The 20,803-nt window shown below is 72.0% G+C and carries 20 protein-coding genes; 5 read left to right on the top strand and 15 right to left on the bottom strand.

Annotated features, from left to right (window positions below; all coding sequences use genetic code 11):
* The 7 genes from AB0A74_RS12870 to AB0A74_RS12840 all read right to left on the bottom strand — a co-directional run bounded on the left by AB0A74_RS12870 (position 1) and on the right by AB0A74_RS12840 (position 6,538).
* The gene (locus AB0A74_RS12870) at positions 1–564 is read right to left on the bottom strand and encodes a cupin (RefSeq protein WP_358248968.1); all 564 of its coding nucleotides are present in this window, start codon (positions 562–564) and stop codon (positions 1–3) included.
* Positions 561–1,151 (bottom strand): methylthioribulose 1-phosphate dehydratase, encoded by a 591-nt coding sequence (mtnB, locus tag AB0A74_RS12865; protein ID WP_358248967.1) that lies wholly within the window; start codon positions 1,149–1,151, stop codon positions 561–563. The genes AB0A74_RS12870 and mtnB overlap by 4 nt, the downstream gene beginning before the upstream one ends.
* Positions 1,148–1,813 carry an acireductone synthase gene (gene mtnC, locus AB0A74_RS12860; protein WP_358248966.1) on the bottom strand — a complete coding sequence of 222 codons (666 nt, stop codon included), beginning with the start codon at positions 1,811–1,813 and terminating at the stop codon, positions 1,148–1,150. Before mtnC ends, mtnB begins: the two co-directional genes overlap by 4 nt.
* Complete coding sequence (locus AB0A74_RS12855) at positions 1,806–2,816, bottom strand: s-methyl-5-thioribose-1-phosphate isomerase (protein ID WP_358248965.1); 1,011 nt, start codon at positions 2,814–2,816, stop codon at positions 1,806–1,808. The genes mtnC and AB0A74_RS12855 overlap by 8 nt, the downstream gene beginning before the upstream one ends.
* A complete protein-coding gene (locus AB0A74_RS12850; protein WP_358248964.1) occupies positions 2,816–3,940 on the bottom strand; it encodes an acyl-CoA dehydrogenase family protein in 1,125 nt (374 codons plus the stop codon). Before AB0A74_RS12850 ends, AB0A74_RS12855 begins: the two co-directional genes overlap by 1 nt.
* A 337-nt stretch (positions 3,941–4,277) precedes the next feature.
* The gene (locus tag AB0A74_RS12845; RefSeq protein ID WP_358248963.1) at positions 4,278–5,453 is read right to left on the bottom strand and encodes a hypothetical protein; all 1,176 of its coding nucleotides are present in this window, start codon (positions 5,451–5,453) and stop codon (positions 4,278–4,280) included.
* Positions 5,450–6,538 (bottom strand): XRE family transcriptional regulator, encoded by a 1,089-nt coding sequence (locus AB0A74_RS12840; RefSeq protein ID WP_358248962.1) that lies wholly within the window; start codon positions 6,536–6,538, stop codon positions 5,450–5,452. The genes AB0A74_RS12845 and AB0A74_RS12840 overlap by 4 nt, the downstream gene beginning before the upstream one ends.
* A gap of 222 nt (positions 6,539–6,760) precedes the next feature.
* On the opposite strand from AB0A74_RS12840, the gene AB0A74_RS12835 reads away from it, so the two are divergent.
* The gene (locus AB0A74_RS12835; RefSeq protein WP_358248961.1) at positions 6,761–6,997 is read left to right on the top strand and encodes a hypothetical protein; all 237 of its coding nucleotides are present in this window, start codon (positions 6,761–6,763) and stop codon (positions 6,995–6,997) included.
* 67 nt (positions 6,998–7,064) lie between these two features.
* Positions 7,065–7,880: a hypothetical protein gene (locus AB0A74_RS12830; protein WP_358248960.1), complete on the top strand. Its 816-nt coding sequence runs from the start codon at positions 7,065–7,067 to the stop codon at positions 7,878–7,880.
* On the opposite strand, the gene AB0A74_RS12825 is transcribed toward AB0A74_RS12830, so the two are convergent.
* Genes AB0A74_RS12825 through AB0A74_RS12810 form a run of 4 tightly spaced genes read right to left on the bottom strand, consistent with a single transcriptional unit; the run spans position 7,835 to position 12,152 of the window.
* Positions 7,835–9,322 carry a nitrilase-related carbon-nitrogen hydrolase gene (locus AB0A74_RS12825; RefSeq protein ID WP_358248959.1) on the bottom strand — a complete coding sequence of 496 codons (1,488 nt, stop codon included), beginning with the start codon at positions 9,320–9,322 and terminating at the stop codon, positions 7,835–7,837. The two genes, AB0A74_RS12830 and AB0A74_RS12825, sit on opposite strands and share 46 nt — an antisense overlap.
* On the bottom strand, positions 9,306–9,875 hold the full coding sequence (locus AB0A74_RS12820; protein ID WP_358248958.1) for a TetR/AcrR family transcriptional regulator: 570 nt from the start codon (positions 9,873–9,875) through the stop codon (positions 9,306–9,308). The genes AB0A74_RS12825 and AB0A74_RS12820 overlap by 17 nt, the downstream gene beginning before the upstream one ends.
* 44 nt (positions 9,876–9,919) lie before the next feature.
* Positions 9,920–11,227, bottom strand: coding sequence for an RICIN domain-containing protein (locus AB0A74_RS12815; protein ID WP_358248957.1), 1,308 nt, complete (start codon positions 11,225–11,227; stop codon positions 9,920–9,922).
* 28 nt (positions 11,228–11,255) lie between these two features.
* Positions 11,256–12,152: a LysR substrate-binding domain-containing protein gene (locus AB0A74_RS12810; RefSeq protein ID WP_358248956.1), complete on the bottom strand. Its 897-nt coding sequence runs from the start codon at positions 12,150–12,152 to the stop codon at positions 11,256–11,258.
* Between the two features lie 90 nt (positions 12,153–12,242).
* Between AB0A74_RS12810 and AB0A74_RS12805 the strand changes: the two genes are divergently transcribed.
* A complete protein-coding gene (locus tag AB0A74_RS12805) occupies positions 12,243–12,692 on the top strand; it encodes a nuclear transport factor 2 family protein (RefSeq protein WP_358248955.1) in 450 nt (149 codons plus the stop codon).
* Between the two features lie 10 nt (positions 12,693–12,702).
* On the opposite strand, the gene AB0A74_RS12800 is transcribed toward AB0A74_RS12805, so the two are convergent.
* Complete coding sequence (locus tag AB0A74_RS12800) at positions 12,703–13,677, bottom strand: GNAT family N-acetyltransferase (protein ID WP_358248954.1); 975 nt, start codon at positions 13,675–13,677, stop codon at positions 12,703–12,705.
* A 254-nt stretch (positions 13,678–13,931) separates the two neighbouring features.
* Here AB0A74_RS12800 and AB0A74_RS12795 point away from each other — a divergent pair, with 254 nt between their 5' ends.
* Together AB0A74_RS12795 and AB0A74_RS12790 are read left to right on the top strand one after the other, a co-directional pair.
* A complete protein-coding gene (locus tag AB0A74_RS12795; protein WP_358248953.1) occupies positions 13,932–16,562 on the top strand; it encodes a M4 family metallopeptidase in 2,631 nt (876 codons plus the stop codon).
* Between the two features lie 104 nt (positions 16,563–16,666).
* Positions 16,667–17,227 carry a 3'-5' exonuclease gene (locus AB0A74_RS12790; RefSeq protein WP_358248952.1) on the top strand — a complete coding sequence of 187 codons (561 nt, stop codon included), beginning with the start codon at positions 16,667–16,669 and terminating at the stop codon, positions 17,225–17,227.
* Here AB0A74_RS12790 and AB0A74_RS12785 read toward each other — a convergent pair.
* The 3 genes from AB0A74_RS12785 to AB0A74_RS12775 form a co-directional block, all read right to left on the bottom strand.
* Positions 17,208–18,650, bottom strand: a complete 1,443-nt coding sequence (locus AB0A74_RS12785) for a serine hydrolase (protein ID WP_358248951.1) — start codon at positions 18,648–18,650, stop codon at positions 17,208–17,210. The genes AB0A74_RS12790 and AB0A74_RS12785 overlap by 20 nt on opposite strands.
* A 66-nt stretch (positions 18,651–18,716) precedes the next feature.
* Entirely contained in the window at positions 18,717–19,799 is a 1,083-nt protein-coding gene (locus tag AB0A74_RS12780) for a family 2 encapsulin nanocompartment cargo protein terpene cyclase (protein ID WP_358248950.1), read from the bottom strand.
* 63 nt (positions 19,800–19,862) lie between these two features.
* Entirely contained in the window at positions 19,863–20,735 is an 873-nt protein-coding gene (locus tag AB0A74_RS12775; RefSeq protein WP_358248949.1) for a geranyl diphosphate 2-C-methyltransferase, read from the bottom strand.
* Positions 20,736–20,803 lie beyond the last annotated feature (68 nt).

The following is a 20,803-nucleotide window of genomic DNA, read 5'->3' as shown; positions in this document are numbered from 1 at the left end:
TCAGCGGGCGGCGGTGATCTCGTCGAACGTCGGGAACTTCGTGGCGATGTCGCTGCCGGTGAAGTTGCCGATCCACCCGTCGTCGTCGTGGAAGAACCGGATCGACACGTAGTCCGGCCGCGTCCCCATGTCGAACCAGTGCGTGGTGTTCGCCGGCACGCTCAGCAGGTCGCCCGCCTCGCACAGGACCGCGTACACGCGCTCGTCCACGTGCAGGTAGAAGATCCCCGAGCCGCGGGCGAAGAACCGGTCCTCGTCGTCGTCGTGGGTGTGCTCGGCCAGGAACTTCAGCCGGGCCGCACCCGCCGCCGCCAGCCACTCCGGGTCGTCGGACGGGGTCATCTCCATCGCGTCCACCAGGACGTAACCCTCGGTCTCGGTGACCCGGGCGACCTGGTCGCGGTAGGCCTCCAGGGCGTTGTCCCTGGTGACGCCGGGCAGCACCGGCCACTGCTCGTACCGCACGCCGAGCCGCTTGAGCTCGGCGGCGATCTCGGCCGGGTCGGAGGTGCGCACCACCACGGTCCCGGGGTCGGTGTCCGGCCAGACGGTCAGCAGCGTCATCGCGGGTCCCTCCTCGTCTCCACCTTGAATCGCAGCAGCCACTCCAGGCATTCCAACCGGTGGCGGGCCTGCACGAGGTCGTCGCCCCACACGTACACGCCGTGCCGCGCCACGAGCAGCGCCGGCACGTCCTTGCGGAAGCCCGCCTCGAACGCGTCGCCCAGGACGCGCATGTCCTGGCTGTTGGGCACGACGGGCACGGTCACCACGTCGTCCGCCTGCCGGCCGAAGCCCTTGAGCATCTCCAGGTCGCGCAGCTCGACGCCCTCGGGCCAGAACTCGGCGGCCACGACCGTCGCCAGCGCGTGCACGTGGATCACCGCGCCGGCGCCGGCCACGGCCGCGATCCGGCCGTGCAGGCCGGCCTCGGCGGACGGGACGCGCACCGGGTCGTCGGTCTCCCCGTGCTCGTCCACGACGACCACGTCGTCAGCGGTCAGCTCGCCCTTGTCCTTGCCGCTGACCGTGACCGCGAGCCGCAGCGGGTCGCGGTCCACGACCACGGACAGGTTGCCGGACGTGCCGCGCATCCAGCCCATCGCGGTGAACCGGGCGCACTCGGCGGCCAGCGCCTCGCCGGGGGTCACAGGGCGCTCACCGTCCGGTGCGGGCTGAAGTCCGCGTCGCCGTACGGCTCGCCCGGTCGCGCCACGCCGACGGTCCGCCAGCCGGCCTCGGCGGCGGCGTGCAGCTCGGCGGGGACGTCCGAGTAGAACGTGATGTCGTCGGACCCCAGCGCTTGCGCGATCTTGTGGTACGACGCCGCCTCCCGCTTGGGGCCGGCGTTCACGGTGTCGAAGTGGTGCTCGAACAGCCCGCGCAGGTCGCCTTCGGTGGTGTGGCCGAAGAACGCGACCTGGCCCGCGACCGAACCCGACGAGAAGACCGCGAGCTTCACGCCGTCCTCGTGCCACTTGCGCAGGGCCGGGACGACGTCGGGGAAGAACTCCGCGACCAAGTCGCCGTTGGCGTAGCCCTGCTGCCAGATCAAGCCCTGCAACGTCTTGAGCGGCGTGACCTTCTGGTCGGCGTCCATCCACCCGTGCAGCACCCGCACCAGCTCGTCCGTGCCACCGTCCACACCGGACAGTTCACGGATCTGGGCGACCGCCTCGACCACGGCCGGGTCGTCGGCGTGGTCGTCGATCCACGGTCCCAGCCGGGGCCGGGCGTAGTCGTAGAGGGTGACCAGCACCTGGTCCGTGGCGGACAGGGTGCCTTCGATGTCGAGCACGACCCACTCAGTCATGAACGTCCTTGCTGTCGTAGTACTCCGCGAGCCGGTCCGGAGCGTACGCGCCGCGGTCGGTGACCACGGTGGTGACGAACCGCGGCGGCGTCACGTCGAACGCCGGGTACCAGCCCCGGGCCTTGTCGGTGGCGGTGCGCCGGCCCAGGGTGTGCAGCACCTCGTCGCCGGGCCGGTGCTCGATCGGCACGTCGGCGGCGGTGGGCGCGAGCCGGTCCGGGGCCTGCACCATGGCCAGGAACGGCACGTCGAACGCGTGCGCGGCGACGGCCAGGCCCAGCGTGCCGACCTTGTTGACCACGTGGCCGTCCATGGTGACCCGGTCGGCGGCGGTGAGCAGCACGTCCACCTGCTTCTCCGCGAACGCCGCCGCGCCCATGCCGTCGGTGACCAGCGTGGTGTCCACGCCCATCTCGGCGAGCGTCTCGGCGGTCAGGCGCGCGCCCTGGAGGTAGGGGCGGGTCTCCGTGCAGAAGAACCGCAGGCGCTTGCCGGATCCTTGGGCGGCCTTCACCGTCTCGGTGAGGTACAGGTCGGCCCAGCAGTGCGTCAGCACCGTGCCCTCGTCGGGCAGGAGGGCGGCGGTGTGCTCGCCCAGCGCCCGGCTGCGGCTCCGGTAGCGCTCGTCGCCCTGCCGCGCGCCCTCCAGCGCGCCGGCTTCGAGGTCTTCGGACTGGTCGACGGCCGCCAGCACCGCCGCGACCGCCTTGCGCAGGGCGTTGTTGGTGCGACGGGTCTCGACCAGCAGCGTCCCGGCGCGTTCCAGGTGCTCGCGGGCCCGGTCGCGGGGCAGGTCGCGGGCTTCGCGGGCGGCCAGGACCATGCCGTAGAGCGTGGCGAAGTACGGGCCGGAGGACTGGGTGACCATGTCCTCGATGGCCTTGGCGACCTCGGCGACGGTCGTGCAGCGCACCCAGGTCCGCTCGAACGGGAAGTTCCGGCGGTCGAGGATGAGCACGCCGTCGTCGTCGAGGCGGACGCTGTTCGCGAGGACGGGTTCCATCAGCTGTACCCGGTGAACGGCGCGCGCTCGCCGGTCAGGTAGTACGCGCCGAGTTCGCGTGCCTTATAGGACACGGGGTCGTGCAGGGTCAGGGTGCGGGCGTTGCGCCAGAACCGGTCGAACGCGTAGCCGGCGGCCGTGGCCCGCGCGCCGCACAGCTCGAACACCTTGCTCGTGGTGTGGTTGGCGACCCTGGTGGAGACGACCTTGGCGGAGGTGATGCGGGCGGCGGCGGTGGCGCGCTGCTCGGCGGTGAGGTCCGCGCCCAGGTCACTGGCCTCGCGCAGCGCCTCGGAGGCGGCGTCGGCGAGCAGGCCCGCGGCCTCGACGTCGGCGACGAGTTCGCCGTAGGTGGCGAGGATGTACGGGTCGGCGGTGGCCGCGTCCACGCCGGAGAGGAACCACGGGCGGGTGGTGGTGCGGGTGTACTGGGCGGCCTCGGCCAGCGCGCCCTCGGCGAGGGCCACGTAGAGCTGGGCGAGGACGAGCTGGAAGCCGATCGCGGCGAGGGACTGGCGGGGGCTGTGCTCGTCGTGCGCGCCCAGGACGCGGTCGGCGGGGACCTCGACGCGGTCGAACGTGACGCCGCCGCTGGCGGTGAGGCGCTGGCCGATGTTGTCCCAGTCGCCGTGGTAGGTGATGCCCGGGGCCTTGGCGTCGAGGGTGAAGGTGACCTTGCCGCCGGTGTCCGTGCGGGTGGCGCTGACGACCAGCCGATCCGCCACCGACGCGCCGGTGGCGAACGTCTTGCGCCCGCTCACCAGGAACCCGTCGGCGACCGGCTCCAGCCGCAACGCGGCGTCCAGCGGATTGCTCACGCCGGCCCAGAACAGGTCGTCGGACTCCTCAACAACAGGATTGTTGAACAATCCCCTCCGCCACACCTGGAGGTAGTGGTACCCGAGCAGGTGCCCGACGTTCCCGTCCGCCGCGCCGACGACCCGGGTGACGGCCTGCTGGGTCGCCCAGTCCCGAACCGCCAACAACCCGGCCCGCCGCAACACCTCGACCTCGGCGACGGGCTCAAGCCCGGCCCGGTCCCGCTGCGCGGCGTCCAACCGCAACCCGGTGGCCACCTCGTCGGCGACAGTCAGCCACTTCTGGCGACCATCGGTGCTCGTCATGCCATCCTCCACGCTCGCGCACTCCAGCCCACCGAGCCTAATAGCCCCCAGCCGACCGTCACTGAGCGTTCCGCCACATGGGAGCCACCCGCAACCGCCACCGGCGGTGTACGCGAATGCCCGGCGGCTCACGCGACACACACCGGCGACTCGGCAGGCAGGCGGCAGGCACGCGGCCCGGCAGGCACGCGGCCCGGCCGGCAGCCAGCGGCTCGGCAGGCAGGCAGCGGCCCGGCAGGCAGGCAGCGGCCCGGCCAGCAGGCAGCCCGACACCCCACTCGGCCCGGCCGGCAGCTCAGCCCAACCGGCAACTCGGGCGTTCGGGTGTCCCGGGGGTTCAGGGGCGGGTGGCGGGGATGTACTCCGCGCAGTTCGACAGGCGCAGGACGTCCAGCACGTGCTGCGCGTCCGACACCCACGCGTGCCGCTTCCCCAGCCGGCTCACGAACTGCCGCCACCGCGCCCGGTCCGTCCGCAGCGCCTCCAGGTACCGCACGCACAGCTCCGGCGTGATCGCCCCGCACAGCTTGCGCGCCGCCAGCAGCGCGACCTCCATGCGCAGCACGACGGCCTCCGCCAGCGGCTCGCCGTCGTCGCCGCGCACCCCGCCCCGCACCCGGTCCAGGACGTCGTCGATCAGCCCCAACCGGGCGCGCAGGAAGCCCTCCCAGTACCCGGCGTCCGTCGCCGCCGCGTACCGACCCTCGTCCAGCAGCGCGAACACGCCCTCGGCCAGGGTGTCGCCGAACTCCTCCACCCGCGCCCGCAGGTCGTTCGCGAACGGGTCGTAGGGCTTCTGCTCCACCGACCCGACCAGCGCCGACCCGCGCAGGCCCACGTCGTCGAGCAGGAAGAACCAGTCCTCGTTGTAGATGGTCGGGAAGAACGACTCCGTCGCCTCCCGCCCGACCACCAGCGCGCCGCCGCCGATGAACGTGCCCTGCTTGCCGCCGGTCTCTCGGTTGGCGTGGCACACCACCGAGTTGTCCGGGAACCCGCCGACGTGCAGGCCCACCGCCGACACCGACCCCGTCACCGCGCCCGCCGCCAGCTCCAGGTCCTCCGGGATCGGCACGGTGATGTCGTCGTCCAGGAACGCGATCCGCTCCCACGCCATCAACCGCGCGATCACCAGGCCCAGGTTGCGCTTGAGGCTGGTGTCGGTGCGCCGGTCGAACTCGGTCCCCTCGACCAGCCTGGTGGTCTCGAAGTCGGGCAGCACCCGCGCGGGCAGCGCGGTCACGTCCACCACGACCAGGTCGAGGCCCGCCGCCAGCTCCTTGGTCGTCACCGGCGAGGCGTTGCCGCTGCACAGCACGACCAGCGTGGCGTCCAGCCGCCGGGCCAGCGACACCGCCTCGGCCAGGTACCCCGGCTCGCGGTTGGTCGGCACGATGACGGCGTCCACCCGGGCTCGGGCGGCGGGCTCGACGGCCGTGAGCAGCCTGTGGTGCGATTCGTGGTGCTCGGCGGCCTCGTGGTGCTCGTCGGCCACCGATGCGGTGGGGTTCAACGCCGGCCCTCCGGCCATTCGTGGAGACGGAATTCCGGCAGGTTCCAGTCCGGTGTGACCACCCGCCCGTTCACCACGCTGACCCGCGTCAGGACGCTGTAGGCGTCCAGCCCGGCGAAGGTCTTCCGCAGGTACTCCGCGTTGCGGTCGCGGAACCGCTCGTCGGTGAGGGCACGCACCGCGCCGAGGGTTCCCCGGCCGTACATGCCGTTGCAGATCGTGACCGTCCGCTTGCGGTTGAACGGGTTCGGTCCGCGGTAGAAGTGCGCGATGTCCTCCTGGAGCACCTCGTGCTCGCCCAGCTTGGGCGCGAACACGCGCTGGTCGCTCCCCTGCCCGACGACGAACCCGCCCGACTCGGACTCGTCGTGCCGGGTCACCTGGCGGACCGGCAGGTCGACGCGGTCCAGCAGCTCGCGGGTGACGACGTTCCAGTCGACGCCGCCGAGCAGGACCAGGTGGGAGGTGTAGTCGTCGGGCGCGAGGCCGGAGGCGATGCGGAAGTGCACCCGGCTGCGCGGGTTGAGCGCCCGGATGTGGCCGTGCAGCTCGATCAGCGCGTCGAGGTCGGCGTAGGTGTAGAGCTCGACGTAGTCGGGCTTCGTCGGGTCCGCGTACGGCATCTGGTCGCGCATCGCCTTGGGCAGCTGGGCGACCACGATGGTGATGTTGTTGCGGTCCGGGAAGTACCAGAAGTCGTCGCGGCCGGGCCGGTCCACCTCGGACACCGCGCCGTTGTCCTGCCGCACGGCGGCGGCGCGCAGCTCGGTCAGCTCGGCCAGCAGCTCTTCCCGCCGCTGCGCCTCCTCCGGCGTCAGCTCGTCCACCGGCAGCAGGCGGTACGGGTAGCGGACCACGGACCGGCGCGTCGCGAAGAACGTGGCGTACGCGGCGAGCCGGCTCAGCGGCGGCGCCTTGGGGTGGGTCCGGCTCTCCCACGACGACAGCAGCGGCACGCTGGCCCGCTTCTCGGCACTGAACGCATCCGCAAGATCACTCTGCGTGATCACCTTGTCCGGCCACTGCTCCTCACGCAGCGCCCGGAGGCGGTGCGCCAGCGCCAAGGTGTCACCCGAACCGACCACGTCGCCCGCGCCCTTCAGTGAACTTCAGCGTACAAGCTGAAGAGCGCAACATACACGACGTTCCTCACCCAGCTGAAGAAGGAACACCCCTCGGTGAACCCCGGTACGCCCATTACGCCTCTTGTCAGGCGGAAATGCCACCCCTACCCTGAACCTTGCTGAGGTTCAGTCAACTTCAGTGAGCTAAGTGAAGTTCACCCAGGAAGCCATCCGGGGGTAGCCATGAACACGCTCACCGCTTTAGCTCAGTCGTCCGAGACCACCGAGTGGACCCCGCTGGTCCTCATCCTCCTCATGGGCGCGATGACGCTGGTCCTGGGCCTGGCCCGGCTGCTGCGCCGCCTGCTCGGGATGCTCACCCGCGTGCTGCTGTCGGCCGGCGCGGCCATGACCGGGATCGCCACCATGCTCGCCATGTGCACCGCGCTGACCACTCTCCTCCTGGTGTACGCCCGCTGAACCGACGGGTGCGGAGCGATCCCTTCGACTACGGTGTGCGGGCCCGTATCGAAGGGGGAGTCGCACGATGGACCTGTCCCGCAGATCGTTCTCCGGGGCGACCGCCGTCGCGGTGGGTGTCACCGCGGCTCCGGGGACGAGCGCGCGCCGCGAGCCGCGTCCACACCGGACGTCCACACCGCACCTGTTGGAGGCCGAGCAGCTCGTCGGCTACCTGTCGCTGCCGACGTGCCCGCTGTCCAACAACCGGTACAAGACCCCCGACCAGCCCAACATCGTCACCTGGGGCTCGCCCGGCGACGCGTCCAGCTGGGTCAACCAGAGCCAGTGCGCCTCCTTCCAGACCGCGGTCCTCAAGCGCACCTACAAGTGGGCCACCTCGAAGTTCTTCGCCAACCACTTCGGGCTGGCCAGCCCGTTCGCCCGCGACTACCAGGCCGCGTTCGCCCGCGACGACGTGCCGCACTTCCAGCGCGTCACCCGGGTCGCCGACCTGCGCCCCGGCGACCTGGTCGCCATCGACTACGACAACGACCAGGACACCAACACCGGCCACATCGTCATGGTCCGCTCGCTGCGCGGCACCTACGTGGCACCGTCCGGCGGGCTGAACTTCCCCGGTGAGACGCAGTACGCGGTCGAGGTCGTGGACTGCACCGCCGAGCCCCACGGCCTGCACGGCGTGGGCAGCTACTTCGCGTTCCCGGACAGCCGCATCTTCAACGCCACGGCGGCCACGGACGGCGCGGGCTTCGGCCACATGATGTTCTACGCCTCGGACGAGACCGGCGAGTTCACCCGGTACCGGTGGAGCGTGAACACCAACTCGGCCGGCACCTACTCGCTGGCCGAACGCCCGGTCTCCGCCGCCCGCATCGTCTGACGCCCGCCGCGCAGACCGCCGAGCCGCCCGCCGCGCAGCCGGTCGCCGAGCCGCCCGCCGCCCAACCGCCCGCCACCGAGCCGGCCGCCCAGCCGGTCGGTGAGCAGGCCGCCCAGGGCGATGGCCAGGCACAGCCAGGCGAACCAGTCCCCCAGCCGCGTGTAGGGCGTCGCGCCGGGCCCGGTCGGCACGTCGGCCACCACCGTCGTCACCGCCCCGGCCCCGCCGGTGCTCGCGTCGGCCCGCACCCGCCCACGGCCGTCGGCGATCATCAGCGTCCCGGTGCGCGCCGACCACACCGTGGCCTGGCCGTGCTCGACACCGCGGACGAGCAGCGTCCGGCTGTGCTGCCACCCGTTCTCCGTCTCGTCGGACGCCGGGACGAGCAGCAGCGTCGTCCCGGCCGCCGCGTAGTCCCGGATCGGGTCGGGCTGGTTGACGTCCGCGCAGATCGCGACGCCGGCGGCGGCGCGGACGAGCAGGTCGCGGCCGGGCGCGCTGGCGGAGTCGTGGTGCTTGAGGTAGGTCAGGGGTGGGCCGCCATCGCTCGGGAAGACCAGGGCGTAGTTGTACTTCGCCCGCTCGGCGTAGTGCATGTGACCGACGACGATGTCGAGCTTTCGCTCACCCGCCACCCGGCGCAGCGGTTCGACCAGCGCGCTCGGGTTGGCTTCGGCGGAGCCCACGGTGCCCTCGGGCAGCACGACGGTGTCCACGCCGGCGGGCAGGCCCTCGATCTCCCGGACGTAGGTGGCCACCAGGTCCCGCGCCTCCGACGTCGCCAGGTCGGGTGCCCAGTGCTTCTGGTTGGTGGCGATGGCCGCGACCTTCCGCACGGGCCCGTCGTCCCCCGACAACCGGATCGCCCCACCGCCCAGCGCCACACCCACGAGCGCCAACGCCACGATCGCGGTGCTTTTCCCGCGGGCGCTCATCAAGGCCGCGACGGCAGCGGGAACGTAGAGCACCAGGAACTCCACACCCCACATGCCGGCCACCGCCGCCGTCTGCACCACCACCGGGACATCGGCCACGTCGTTCGCGAACGTCCCCGACACGCCCTTCGGGTTGACCAGCGAGACGAGGTAGAGCAGCCCCGTCCACAACGCGGGCGCGGCGAGCGAGGCGAGCACCGGCCGGCCACGCGTGAGGTGGTGCCGTAAGACCCACACCACCAGGGCGAACGTGATCGAGCCGCCGATGTTGATGATCAACCCGGCCGGCACCATCGGCACGTCGTGCGACCGGAGCTGGAACGCCCAGCTGTTGGCCGTGCCCAGCAGATAAGCCACGAACCCCAGCGCCGGGGCCCACTTGGTCCGTGCCGCGAGCAGCAGCACGGGCAACGGGGCCAACCACGTCAACGCGGGTAACGCGGACATCCCCGTGCCGAAGAAGAACAACACCGCCGAAGCCAGTACGGCGCTAAGTCGCAACACCATCGAGCACTCTCCCCACCGTGCGCTTGCACAGCGCCCTGAAGTCCTTTTCGGACAGTTCGATGCGTCCGCCGTGGTGCAGCTGCACCAGTCCCAGGACCGGCGTGGTCAACGCCAACGTGATCTCCAGCGGGTCCGCGTCCCGCAGCACGCCGTCCCGGACACCCTGCCGAACCACGTCGAGCACCGGCGCGAACGCGGGCGAACCGGCGAACTCGTCGAGCCGCCGCGCGCCCTCCCACCGCTCGGCCATCACGAGGGCGTAGAGGTTCCGGTCCCCCAGCGCGAAGTCCAGGAAGTCGTCGGCCAGGGCGTCGACCCGGCCCTTGAACGTCCGCGACCGCCGCTTGCCCCACCCGGCCACCACCTCGGCGACACCGAGGTCCACCACGGCCCGCAGCAGCGCTTCCCGGTTGGGGAAGTGCCGGTAGGTGGCCATGGCGGTGACGCCGACCTCGGCCGCCACCCGCCGCATGGTCACGGCCTGTGCGCCCTCAGCGCGGAGGATGGCCATAGCGGCGGCGACCAGACGGTCAGCGGTCCCTTGCCCACTCATGTCTACACCGTACACGCCTGACGTATACGGTGTAGACCTCCGGCTCAGCCGAGCTGGAAGACCTGGTGAGCGCCGCCGTCGCAGGGGTTCTGGATGAGCTGGACGCCCTCCTCGCGACTCCCGCCGTACACGCCCACGCAGTAGCGCGCGCCCGGGACGGAGTGCAGCCGGAAGCCCGCGTTGACGGGTTCGAGGGTGAACCGCTGGTCGGCGCGGTCGGCGCAGTTCGTGCCGGCGATGAGGAGGCCGGTGTCCTTGCCGCCGTAGTCGACGGTCGCGCAGCCGACGCCGTACTGGGCGTTGTGCAGCTTGATGCGGTAGGAGCCGTCGGGCAGGCGTTCGAGTTCGGTGGGCGGGGTGGCGGTGGCGCAGTCGTGCTGGCCGAGGACGATGCGCGACTCGGTGCTGAACCGTTCCGGGCCTTCGCCGACGCACAGGCCCGTGTGGCCGAGGCGGATGCGTTGGATGCCGTCCCCGGGGCTGCCGGCGGGCGGCGGTTGGGGGCGGTTGACCGTGGTGGTGGTCGTGACGGGGTTGGGCTGGGGTTGCGGGTTCTGCGGCGCGGGGGCCTGGGCTTCGGCGGGGGCCGTGGTGCCGGCGGTCGTGGCGGCCGTCGTCTCGGTGGTGGTGGCCGTGGTCGTGGACGTGGTGGCCGAGGTGGAGGCGGCGTTCGAGTCGGCGGGCGGCGGCGAACTGGTCACCACGGCGACCAACACCACGGCCAACACGACCGCCACGATCCCGGCCACGACCGCCACCGCCCGACTCCGCCGCACCGCCGCCGACGGGTGGGCCGCGGGCGGGACGGGAGCGGGCGGACTGTCGGCGGCCGGAGTCTCGGCGCGCGGAGCGGGGATCGCTTCGGTCGGCGTGGTGTGCGCGGCGATCGGCGCTGTTCCGGCGGCTTCCGGCTCGGCCCCTGCGGACTCGGGCTCGGCGGGCGCGGGCTCGGGCTCGGCGGGCGCGGGCTCGGGCTCGGGCTCGGCGGCTTCGGGTTCTGCGCGCTCGGCGTCTGCGGGCTCGGCGTCAGCGGGCGCATCGGTGGTCGGGGTTGCGGCGGGCGGTTCCAGGTCGGCGGTCGCCAGGTCGGCTCGTGCCCGGGCCCAGGCCGCCGCCGTCTCCTCGTCCCCGCCGCACGCCCGCACGAACGCCACGACGATCTGCTCGCGCGGCAGCGTCGAGCGCGACAACGCCGAGTTCAGCGTGGACGTCGGCAGGACCTCGCCCAGGTTCGCGGCACGTCGTTCCAGCACCCGGAAGCTGTAGCCGGACCGCACGCGCAGCGCCCTCATCGCCGCCACGAACTCCGCCGCGTCCTTCGCCTCCGGCGGCCTCAAGTGGTGTGCCTCCACCGATCCCTCCCCCAAGGTGCGCCGCAGATCATGGCACAGCGCCGGCGCCTCCCGTCCGCGCCACCTCCCGGACGACCTCCGCGAACGCCGTCACCAGCGGGTTGGCGCAGTCGGCCGGGCGGGCCAGGGCGATGCGCAGCGGCGCGATGTCGGTGATCGGCCGCCACGCCAGGTCCGGACGGGCGTGGTAGGCGGCCATCGAACCCGGGCCGATGCACACCGCCGCGCCCGCGGCCACGTGGTCGAGCATCTCCTCCACGTTGTCGTTCTCCGGACCCCACACCGGTTCCGAGCCGTCCGGCCGCGGGTTCACCGCCCACCAGTCCACCCAGTGCCGCGGGGCCCTCCGCGTCCACACCAGCGGTTCCTCGCGCAGGTCCGCGATGGTCACCGACGTCCGCGCCGCCAACCGGTGCGACGCCGCCACCCCGACCAGCCTCGGCTCCACCGCGACGACCTCGGCGCGCAGACCGGTCGTGTCGGCCGGCAACCACACGAAAGCCGTGTCCACCAGGCCTTCGCGCAACGCCTCGACCTCGCCACCCCAGTCGAACCGCTTGGGCTCGACGGTCACCTCCGGGTGCCGCGCGCTGAACACCGTGCGGGCCCTGGTGCCCAGCGCGCCCGCGCCGGTCGCCTCGAACCCGATGCGCAGCACCGCCGACACACCACGCGCGGCACGTTGCGCGGCCTGCCAATCCGCGATGATGCGCCGCGCCGCCGGCAACAGGGCCGCGCCGGCCGCCGTCAGCCGGACCTCGCGGCTGGTGCGCTCGAACAGCGTCAGCCGCAGGTCCTCCTCCAACCGCCGGATCTGCCTGCTCAACGACGGCTGCGACACGAACAGGCTCTCGGCGGCCCGGGTGAAGCTCAGGTGCTCCGCCACGGCCACGAAGTAGCGCAGGACGCGCGTGTCGACGTCCACCGGTGCTCCCGCCCCCTCGGTGTGATCTATGCGCCCAGGGTATGGCCGGAGGTCTTGGACGTGGAGCGCATTCCGCCGTCTCCTGGAACCATGCGGATCCACCAGCGCATCACCGCCGCCGCACTGCTCCTGCTCGTCACCGCGTGCGGCACCACCGAACCGGCGGCCACCCCCGCGACGACCACCACCGCGCCCGTGTCGGAAGCCGACCGCACCGCCGCGCCCGAACTGGCCCAGCGGTTCGTCGACGCGGCCAACGCGGGCGACTCGGCCGCCGTCGCCGCCACCTTCGCCGAGGACGCCCGGTTCGACAGCATCGGCCGCATCTACCCGTCCCGCCGCGACATCATGGACCGCTTCCTCGACCCGGAGGTGATCGACGCGGGCGGCCGGTACGAGGTCACCGGCACCCGGTGGAACGGCGACCGCTACCGCGTCGACTACACCTTCACCACCCGCGGCGGCGCGCGGGAGGTCTTCCACTACGAGTTCCTCGTCCGCGACGGCCTCATCCGGGACGTGATCGGCCGCTACAACTGACCCGCCGCGGTCAGAGCCCGTCCACCGCCCGACGCAGGAACAGCCACGTCCGCACGTCCCGGTAGCCCAGCGCGTGGTTGACGCGGATCATCGCGTGGTTGCCGGTGCCGGTGCCGGTGAGCACCGCCTCGACGGCCGGCAGCTCGGCCGCCACCCGGCGCAGCATGTGCGCCTTCAGCACCAGTCCCAGCCGCCGGCCCCGGTGCGCCGCCACCACGGCGGTGTCGCCCTGCATCAGCCACTCCGGCGAGGCCGGGCGGGTCTCGACCTCCGTCAGCCCCGCGACCTCACCGCCGTGCAGCGCCACGACGACCCGCTGCTCGACGCCCTGCCGCCGCCGCGCGGCCTCCTCGGCCCGCACCCGGTCCACCGTCCAGTCCGGGTGCTCGTAGTCCGCCTCCCCCAACGGCGAGTCGCCGATCGCGTTGCGGGCGCGGGCGTACGAGGCGACCACGTCCTCCGGCGCGGCCCCGACCCAGGAGCGCAGCTCGTAGCCGGGCGGCACCGGCACGTCCGTGCGCGCGGCCGACATGTCCAACCGCTGGAGCACCATCCGCCGCAGCTCGCGGAACCCGAGCGACAACGCCCACCGCTCGCCGGCGCTGCCCTCGTCGACGTGCCACGCCTCCACCGCCGTCCGCCCGCGCCGCGCGACCTCGGCGACGACCGTGCGCAGCACCGCCGTGCCGACGCCGTGCCAGCGGTGGTCGGGGTGCACGGTCACCGTGATCAACGCGGTGTCCGTGTTCTCCTCGTCCGGGAAGTACGCGACCGCGCCCCCGACGACCCCGCCGGCCGACCGCGCCAGCCAGTGCACCGCCGGCCCGAACCCGGAGAACGGGTTGCGCAGCCGCCACACCGCCGTGTCCACCGACGGCCGCGGCCCGGGTGTCCCGGCCTGCTCCGCCGCCGCCACCTGCACCCGGGCGAACCCCACCAGGTCGTCGTGGTCGGCGCCGTCCGGATCGAACCGTTCCACGTCCATGCCAAAAGCCCCCCTTCGACACCACCATTCTGCCAAGCGTTCGGCGGCATATCGAAACGACATAACTTTTCGCGATGAGACCAGCGTTTGAGCTGGTCATAAGCCTGTTACGACATTTCGCACACTGGCAAGTGTTAAGGCTCGATGGGCCTTCCCGGGGGCGATACACAGGAGTGGTCTAGTCCACATCGCCGGACCCGGCGAGGCCGCCGCTTCCGAGTTCTCGGTATTCCCTGCATGCCCGAGGAGCTGGCATGAAACGCAGAACAGGCACAGTACTGGCCGCCTGCCTGACCGCCCTGTCGATCCAGGTGGTCGGAGGTCCGTCCCAGGCCGCGCCCGCCCCCGCCGACCCGGTGGCGCTCGCGGTGGCCGCGGCCGACCGGGCCGCCGCGTCCGGCTTGGACGCCCTGGCCAAGGGCCCGGACGAGCAGTTCCGCCGCCAGGCCGTCCACAAGGGCGGCGTGCCCGGTCGCAGAGACCTGTACTACGTGGCCTACGAGCGCACCTACAAGGGGCTGCCGGTCGTCGGCGGCGACGCGGTCGTGGCCACCGACGCGGCGGGCAAGGTGCTGGAGACCGTCGCCGCCAACGAGGGCGGGCTCGCCGTGGACACGCGGCCCCGCGTCGACAAGGCGCGGGCCGAGCGGATCGCCCGCGCCCAACTGTCCCGTGTGGACGGTGTCGAGGGTTCGACGCTGTCCGTGCTGGCCCAGGGCCACGGCAAGCTGGTCTACGAGACCGTGGTCACCGGCGTCCGCAACGGCGAGCCCAGCCGGCTGCACGTCTTCGTCAACGCCCGCACCGGCGTGGTCGAGGACCTGGTGGACGACGTCCGGGCCGGCACCGGCACCAGCGAGTGGAACGGCCCGAACCCGCTGACCATCGACACCAGCAACAACAGCACGGTCGACGACACGCGGCCCGGCCTGCGCTGCGTGGACTACGCGACCAACCAGCCGTTCACCAAGGCGTCCAACAGCTTCGGCAACGGCCAGGCCACCAGCAAGGAGACCGGCTGCGTCGACGTGCTGTGGTCCACCCAGAAGCAGTGGAACATGCTGCGCGAGTGGTTGGGGCGCAACGGGATCGACGGCAACGGCCGCGGCGTCACGGTCAAGGTCGGCCTGGACCGGGTCAACGCCTACTGGACCGGCCAGCACATCGAGATCGGGCGCAACAACGCCAACCAGTGGATCGCCTCGATGGACGTCGTCGGCCACGAGCACGGCCACGCCCTCGACCAGTACACCCCCGGCGGCGCGGCGCGCGAGGCCGGGCTCGGCGAGGCCACCGGCGACATCTTCGGCGCGCTGACCGAGGCCTACGCCAACGAGCCCGCGCCGTGGGACACCCCGGACTACCTGGTCGGCGAGACCGTCAACCTGGTCGGCCGCGGGCCGATCCGCAACATGGCCAACCCGCAGGCGGTCTCCAACCACCCGAACTGCTGGTCCAGCGCCATCCCCGGCACGGAGGTGCACGCGGCGGCGGGCCCCTTCAACCACTGGTTCCACCTGCTGGCCGAAGGCTCGAAGAACAGCCCGACGTGCGACGGCTCGACCATCCCCAGCGGCATCGGCATCCAGGCCGCCGGCCGGATCTTCTACAACGCGATGCTGCTCAAGACGTCCGGGATGACGCACTTCAAGTACCGCATCGCCACCCTCACCGCGGCGAAGAACCTCGACCCGACCTGCAAGCAGTACAACGCGGTCAAGGCGGCGTGGAACGCGGTGAGCGTGCCGGCGCAGTCCGGTGAGCCGACGTGCCAGCCGGTGCCGGTGGACGACTTCAGCCTGGCGCTCACCCCGGCGTCGGGCACCGTCCAGGCGGGCGGGTCCACGACCAGCACGGTCAACACCACCACGGTCGCGGGCAACCCGCACACCGTCACCCTGACCGCGTCCGGCGCGCCGGCCGGTGTGTCGGTGTCCGTGACGCCGTCGTCGGTGACCTCCGGCCAGTCGGCGACGCTGACCGTGTCCACCACGGCGTCCGCCGTGCCGGGGACGTACCCGATCACCGTGCAGGGCGTCGGCGGCGGCAACACGCACAGCGTCACCTACTCGCTGACCGTCAGCGGCCAGCAACCGGTGAACGACTTCGCGATCGCCGTCAGCCCGGACGCGGGCACCGTCGAACCGGGCGGCACCGCGACCACGACCGTCGGCACCACGGTCACGTCCGGCCAGTCGCAGAAGGTCGCGCTGACGGCCACCGGCCTGCCCGCGGGCGCCACGGCCACGTTCGACCCGACCACCGTCGCCGCCGGCGAGTCGGCCCGGCTGACCATCGCCACCAGCGCGTCGACGCCGGCGGGCGAGCACCGGATCACCGTCACCGGCACGGGCCCGGACGCGACCCGCTCGACCACCTACACGCTGACCGTCGGCGGCGAGCCCCCGGCGAACGACTTCTCGGTGGCGTTGAACCCGACCAGCGGCACGGTCCAGGCGGGCGGTTCGGCGACGAGCACCGTCGGCACCACCACGACCGCCGGCTCGCCGCAGAAGGTCCACTTCACGGCGACGGGCCTGCCGACCGGCGCGACGGCGACGTTCACGCCGCTGTCGGTGGAGTCCGGCGAGTCGTCCACGCTGACGATCGCGACGACCTCGGCGACCCCCGAGGGCACCTACACCATCACCGTGACGGCGAACGGCGCGGACACCACGCACACCGCCACCTACACGCTGACCGTCGAGGGTGACGGCGGCGGTGGCTGCGGCGACCTGCCGGCGTGGAACGCGACCACCTCGTACGTCCCGAACGACGAGGTCTCCCACAACGGCAACAAGTGGCGGTCGACCTGGTACTCGACCGGCGCGGAGCCGGGCGCGCCCGGCTCCTGGGCGGTCTGGCAGGACCTCGGCCCCTGCTGAGGCACTCCTGAGGGTCCGCCGCCGGGCCGGTTGCCCGGCGGCGGACCGCTTCCGGCTGGAAATCCGCGTGAAGTCCGGTGGCGGGCCGCACTAGCGTGCCGGCCGTGGACATCATCAACGTCGTGGACGTCGAGGCGACCTGCTGGGAGGGCAACCCCCCGCCCGGTCAGACCAACGAGATCATCGAGATCGGTCTCACCGTCGTGGACCTCGCCGCCGGCGTCCGCACCGCCCGCCACGGCATCCTGGTGCGGCCCCAGCGCAGCCGCGTCAGCCCGTTCTGCACCGAGCTGACCGGTCTCACCCAGGCCGAGGTGGACACCGGGCTCACGTTCGCCCAGGCCTGCAAGGCGCTCGCCGCCGAGCACGACGCCGGTCGGCGGCCGTGGGCGAGCTGGGGCGACTACGACCGCAACCAGTTCACGCGCCAGTGCCGGGCGGCGGGCGTGCAGTACCCGTTCAGCCAGGACCACACCAACGCCAAGATGGTCTTCACCGAGTCCCACGGGCTGCGCAAGCGGCCGGGGATGGCGCAGGCCCTGGAGATCGCCGGGCTGCCGCTGGAAGGGCGGCACCACAGGGGCGAGGACGACGCGTGGAACATCGCCGCCCTCGTCCTGCACCTGCGGGACCGGGGCGACTGGGTCAGCGCCGGCCGGTCATGATCCCGTCGATCGCCTTGCCCAGCTTGGCGTACTTCTCGGTGTAGAGCACCGGGAACAGGCCGGGCTGGTCGGCGGGCCGGTGCGGGTCCACGTAGTCCGTGCCCAGGTTGCCGAACACGACCACGATGTAGTTGCGCTTGTCCTTGCCGCGCAACGACTTCACGATGCCGGCGTCACTGCCGGTGGTGTCCACCCAACCGTTCTTGTGGGCGTAGGTCACCTCGGCTCGCGCGTCGCACGGCCGCACGTCCTGCCCGTACACGGCGTCGCCGACGGTCACCGTGCCGTCGGGCTGCACCCAGCGCTTCGGCGTGACCTGCGGGATGCCCTGCGCCGGGTAGTCGCGCCCGCACCAGTTGGTGGTGGACAGCATCTCGTTGTGCCCCTGGTCGCCCAGCGTCTTGAGGAAGAACGCCCGCGACGACCGGCTGAGCGCCTCACGCGTGACGGCCTTGCCGTCCGCCGTCCGCCACAGCACGCCCGGACCGCCGTTGACCAGCAGCAACAGCTTCGCGGTGTCGATGCCGCTCATGTTCGAGCCGATCCACCGGCCGCCGTTCTCCGGCAGCGTGCCGGTGATCATCAGCGTCGGCATGCCCAGGCGCGCGAACGACTCGTTCAGCTCGTCCATGGCCTTGAGGTCGTGGATCATCTTGATCAGCGCGCAGGTGGACTCGTTCTGCGACTTGGTGATCATCTCGTCGAAGAACTGCCGCACGGTCTTGGTCTGCTTGCCGCCGCACGCCGGTCGCGGCACGGTCGGCTCGTAGGCGTAGTCGCCGTCCAGCGCGACCCGGCCCTGGTCGACCAGCCGCAGCACGCCGAACCCGACCATCAGCTTGAGCACCGACGCCGGGTAGGGCGAGGAGAAGTCGATCGGGGCGTTCTCCCGGCCCGCGAGCACGTCCCGCGTGCCGCGCCCGCCGTTGACGTCCCACTCGGTGTCGTCCCACCAGCGGTAGCGGACCTGGTCGGTGGACAGCGTCCGCCGGTCCACCGGCACCACGACACCCTGCGGGTACTGCGGGCTGAGCAGCACGTCGGCCAGGGCGCGCGGACGGCCGGCGTCGTCCAGCTCGATCACCGCGACGTCCAGGTTCGGCGTCTGGTGCAGCGGTTTCCCGGCGGCGGCGGCCAGTCGGGCGGTCCGCTGCGCGGGGTAGCCGTCGTACTTCTCCACCGGCTCGGCCGACCGCGCCGCCAGCCCCGGCTCGGGCGGCGTCAGGTCGATGACGTCCTTGAAGTCCTGCGCCACCACGGCCTGCCGGATCGCCTCGGCGAGCCGCGCCGCCGGGTTGCCGCCGCCGTCGGCCTCGGCGACCGTCGCCGGGTTGCCGGCGGCGTCGGCCGCGGCGACCGGGGTGACCGTCGCCGCGACCAGCGCCGCCAATGCCGGGACGGCCGCGAACCTTCGTAGTCTCATGCACTTTCCCCCATCAGTGAGCAACACACCGAGAGCGAAGTTAGTGCATAAGTGACCGATGCGTCGCTACCGGTAGCGGGGGTTGGTGTTGTGCCACTCGAACCCGCCGCCCATCCACGACTTCAACCCGCGCAGGAACCGCTGGAGTTCCGGCGACGGCAGCGGCAGCAGCGAGCGGTGCAGCTCCTCGAAGTCGCGGACGATCTTGTTGTGCAGGTCCACCACGACCTCGGAGGCCTCCTCGACGGAGACGCCCCGGTCGGCCGCGACCTGGAGGACCATGTTGACCACGGGTTTCTCGTCGGCCGCGTCCTTCTTGACCGACATCAGGTCGTTCACCAGCACGGACGCCGTGCCGGCCTGGAACGCGGCGCGGCGCACGTTCGGCTCGTAGTACAGGTTCGCGGGCACCTCGTAACCGCCCACGGCGTCGATCAGCGTCATCGACGTGTAGAAGGTGTCGTGCTGGCGGGTGGCCAGGTACTTCCACGCGGGCGGGTACTCGCCGGTGTGCCGCCAGGCCGCGTAGCTGGTCCAGCTCACGAACATGGCGAAGGTCGAGTAGTTCACCCGTTGCACGATCGACGGGGTCCCGTACCGGGTCAGGTGGTCGATGCCGGTGCGCAGCGCGCGCAGCACGACGTCCGAGCCGAGGGTTTCGTCCAGCGGCACGGAGAACTCGCCCGCGTCGGGCAGCGGGTCCATGGCGGCCATCGCGATCGCCAGGCGCGGTGGGAGCTGCGTGGGTTCCGCGCCCATGCCGCTGTCGTCGGCGTACAGGTCGTCGGCGGCCCACCAGGCGGCGTTGAGCTTGGCGGCGATGAGCAGCCGGTCCGGGTCCTCGGTGTCGACGTGGGTCAGCACGGCGAGCCGCCCGAACCCGGCCTTGCGCATGTGGTCGAGGTCGTCGCCCTCGAACCCGATCTCCGCGGCCCACGCCGCGAGGCCGTCCTCGACGACCTCGGTGAGCGCGTGGTCGATCCGCTCGGCGACCGGGACGTACAGCGGCGGCGCGGTCCCGTCGCCCCACGGCCGTTCCAGGTAGCCCGGCTGCGGCGGCTCGACCTTCGTCAGCTCCGCCACGACCCGCGCGGCGGACGTGCCCAGCCCGCTCGGCACGGTCCAGTCCGCGGCAACGGTCTCCGTCATCGTGGTGCGCCCCTTGGGTTCGGGCGCGGGGACGGGTGCACTCCGCCCCCGCGCCACGGCTGGTCAGATGCGGTCGGCGGCGATCAGCAGGTAGTGGAAGCTGCCCTCGCGGTAGGCGGTCAGGAAGGGGTCCTCGATGCCGGTCGCGACCGAGGACTTGGCGCGCAGCTCCCAGTACGGGATGGTGGCGGCGGTCAGGTCCACCACGTTGATCGGCACGAAACCGTTGTCCGCCAACGCCTTGAAGTACTCGCTGCGCGGGTGGATGTTGCAGATGTAGTGCTGGTCGATCTGGCTGACCGCGCGCGACCGGCCGCCGGTGACGTCGTTGTAGCAGCCGGTGATGCACACGTACCGGCCGCCGGGGGCGATCAGCCGTGAGAACTCGCCGTAGAGCTGCTGGAGGTCCACGTACATCGTGGTCTCGTTGGTCCAGATGCCGCGCATCGAGCCGGTCTCGAACCCGGTGTCGAGCATGTTCTTGAAGTGGAACCGGACCTGGTCGGCGACGCCGCGCTTGCGGGCCTGGTCGTTGGCGAACTCGACCTGGGCCTCGGAGATGCTGACGCCGTCGACGCGCGCGCCGAACCGCTGGTTGGCCATGAAGCTGGTGCCGCCGCGGCCGGAGCCGCCGTCCATCATGCGGTCGCCCGGCTGCACGACGGAGCCGAAGTGGTCGAGCAGGACGTCGGCCTGCGCGGTCTCCAGCCGGTGCAACTCGGCGATGATCGCCTGGTCGCGCTGACCCGCCGGCGCCTCCAGCACGGCCGGGTCGTAGGCCCCGATGCCGTAGTGGTGGTGGTACAGCCCGTCGACCTCGCCGAGCTTGATGTTGACCGGGTCCTTCTCCTGGTTCCAGTACTCGGCGACCGAGCGCTGGTAGGCGCTGCGCAGCACCGGCTTCACATCGGTGGTCGGGGATTGTGCCGTGGCCATGGTCCGAGGCGCTCCTCACGGGTCGTCGTCTGGCGGCCCGGCCGCCAGGTCGGCGTCCGGGACCGTTG

Source organism: Saccharothrix sp. NPDC042600 (assembly GCF_040647305.1).
In the GTDB taxonomy this organism is placed as follows: domain Bacteria; phylum Actinomycetota; class Actinomycetes; order Mycobacteriales; family Pseudonocardiaceae; genus Actinosynnema; species Actinosynnema mutabilis.
The sequence above is the reverse complement of the archived record's forward strand: the minus strand, read 5'-3'. Positions and strand labels throughout refer to the sequence as shown.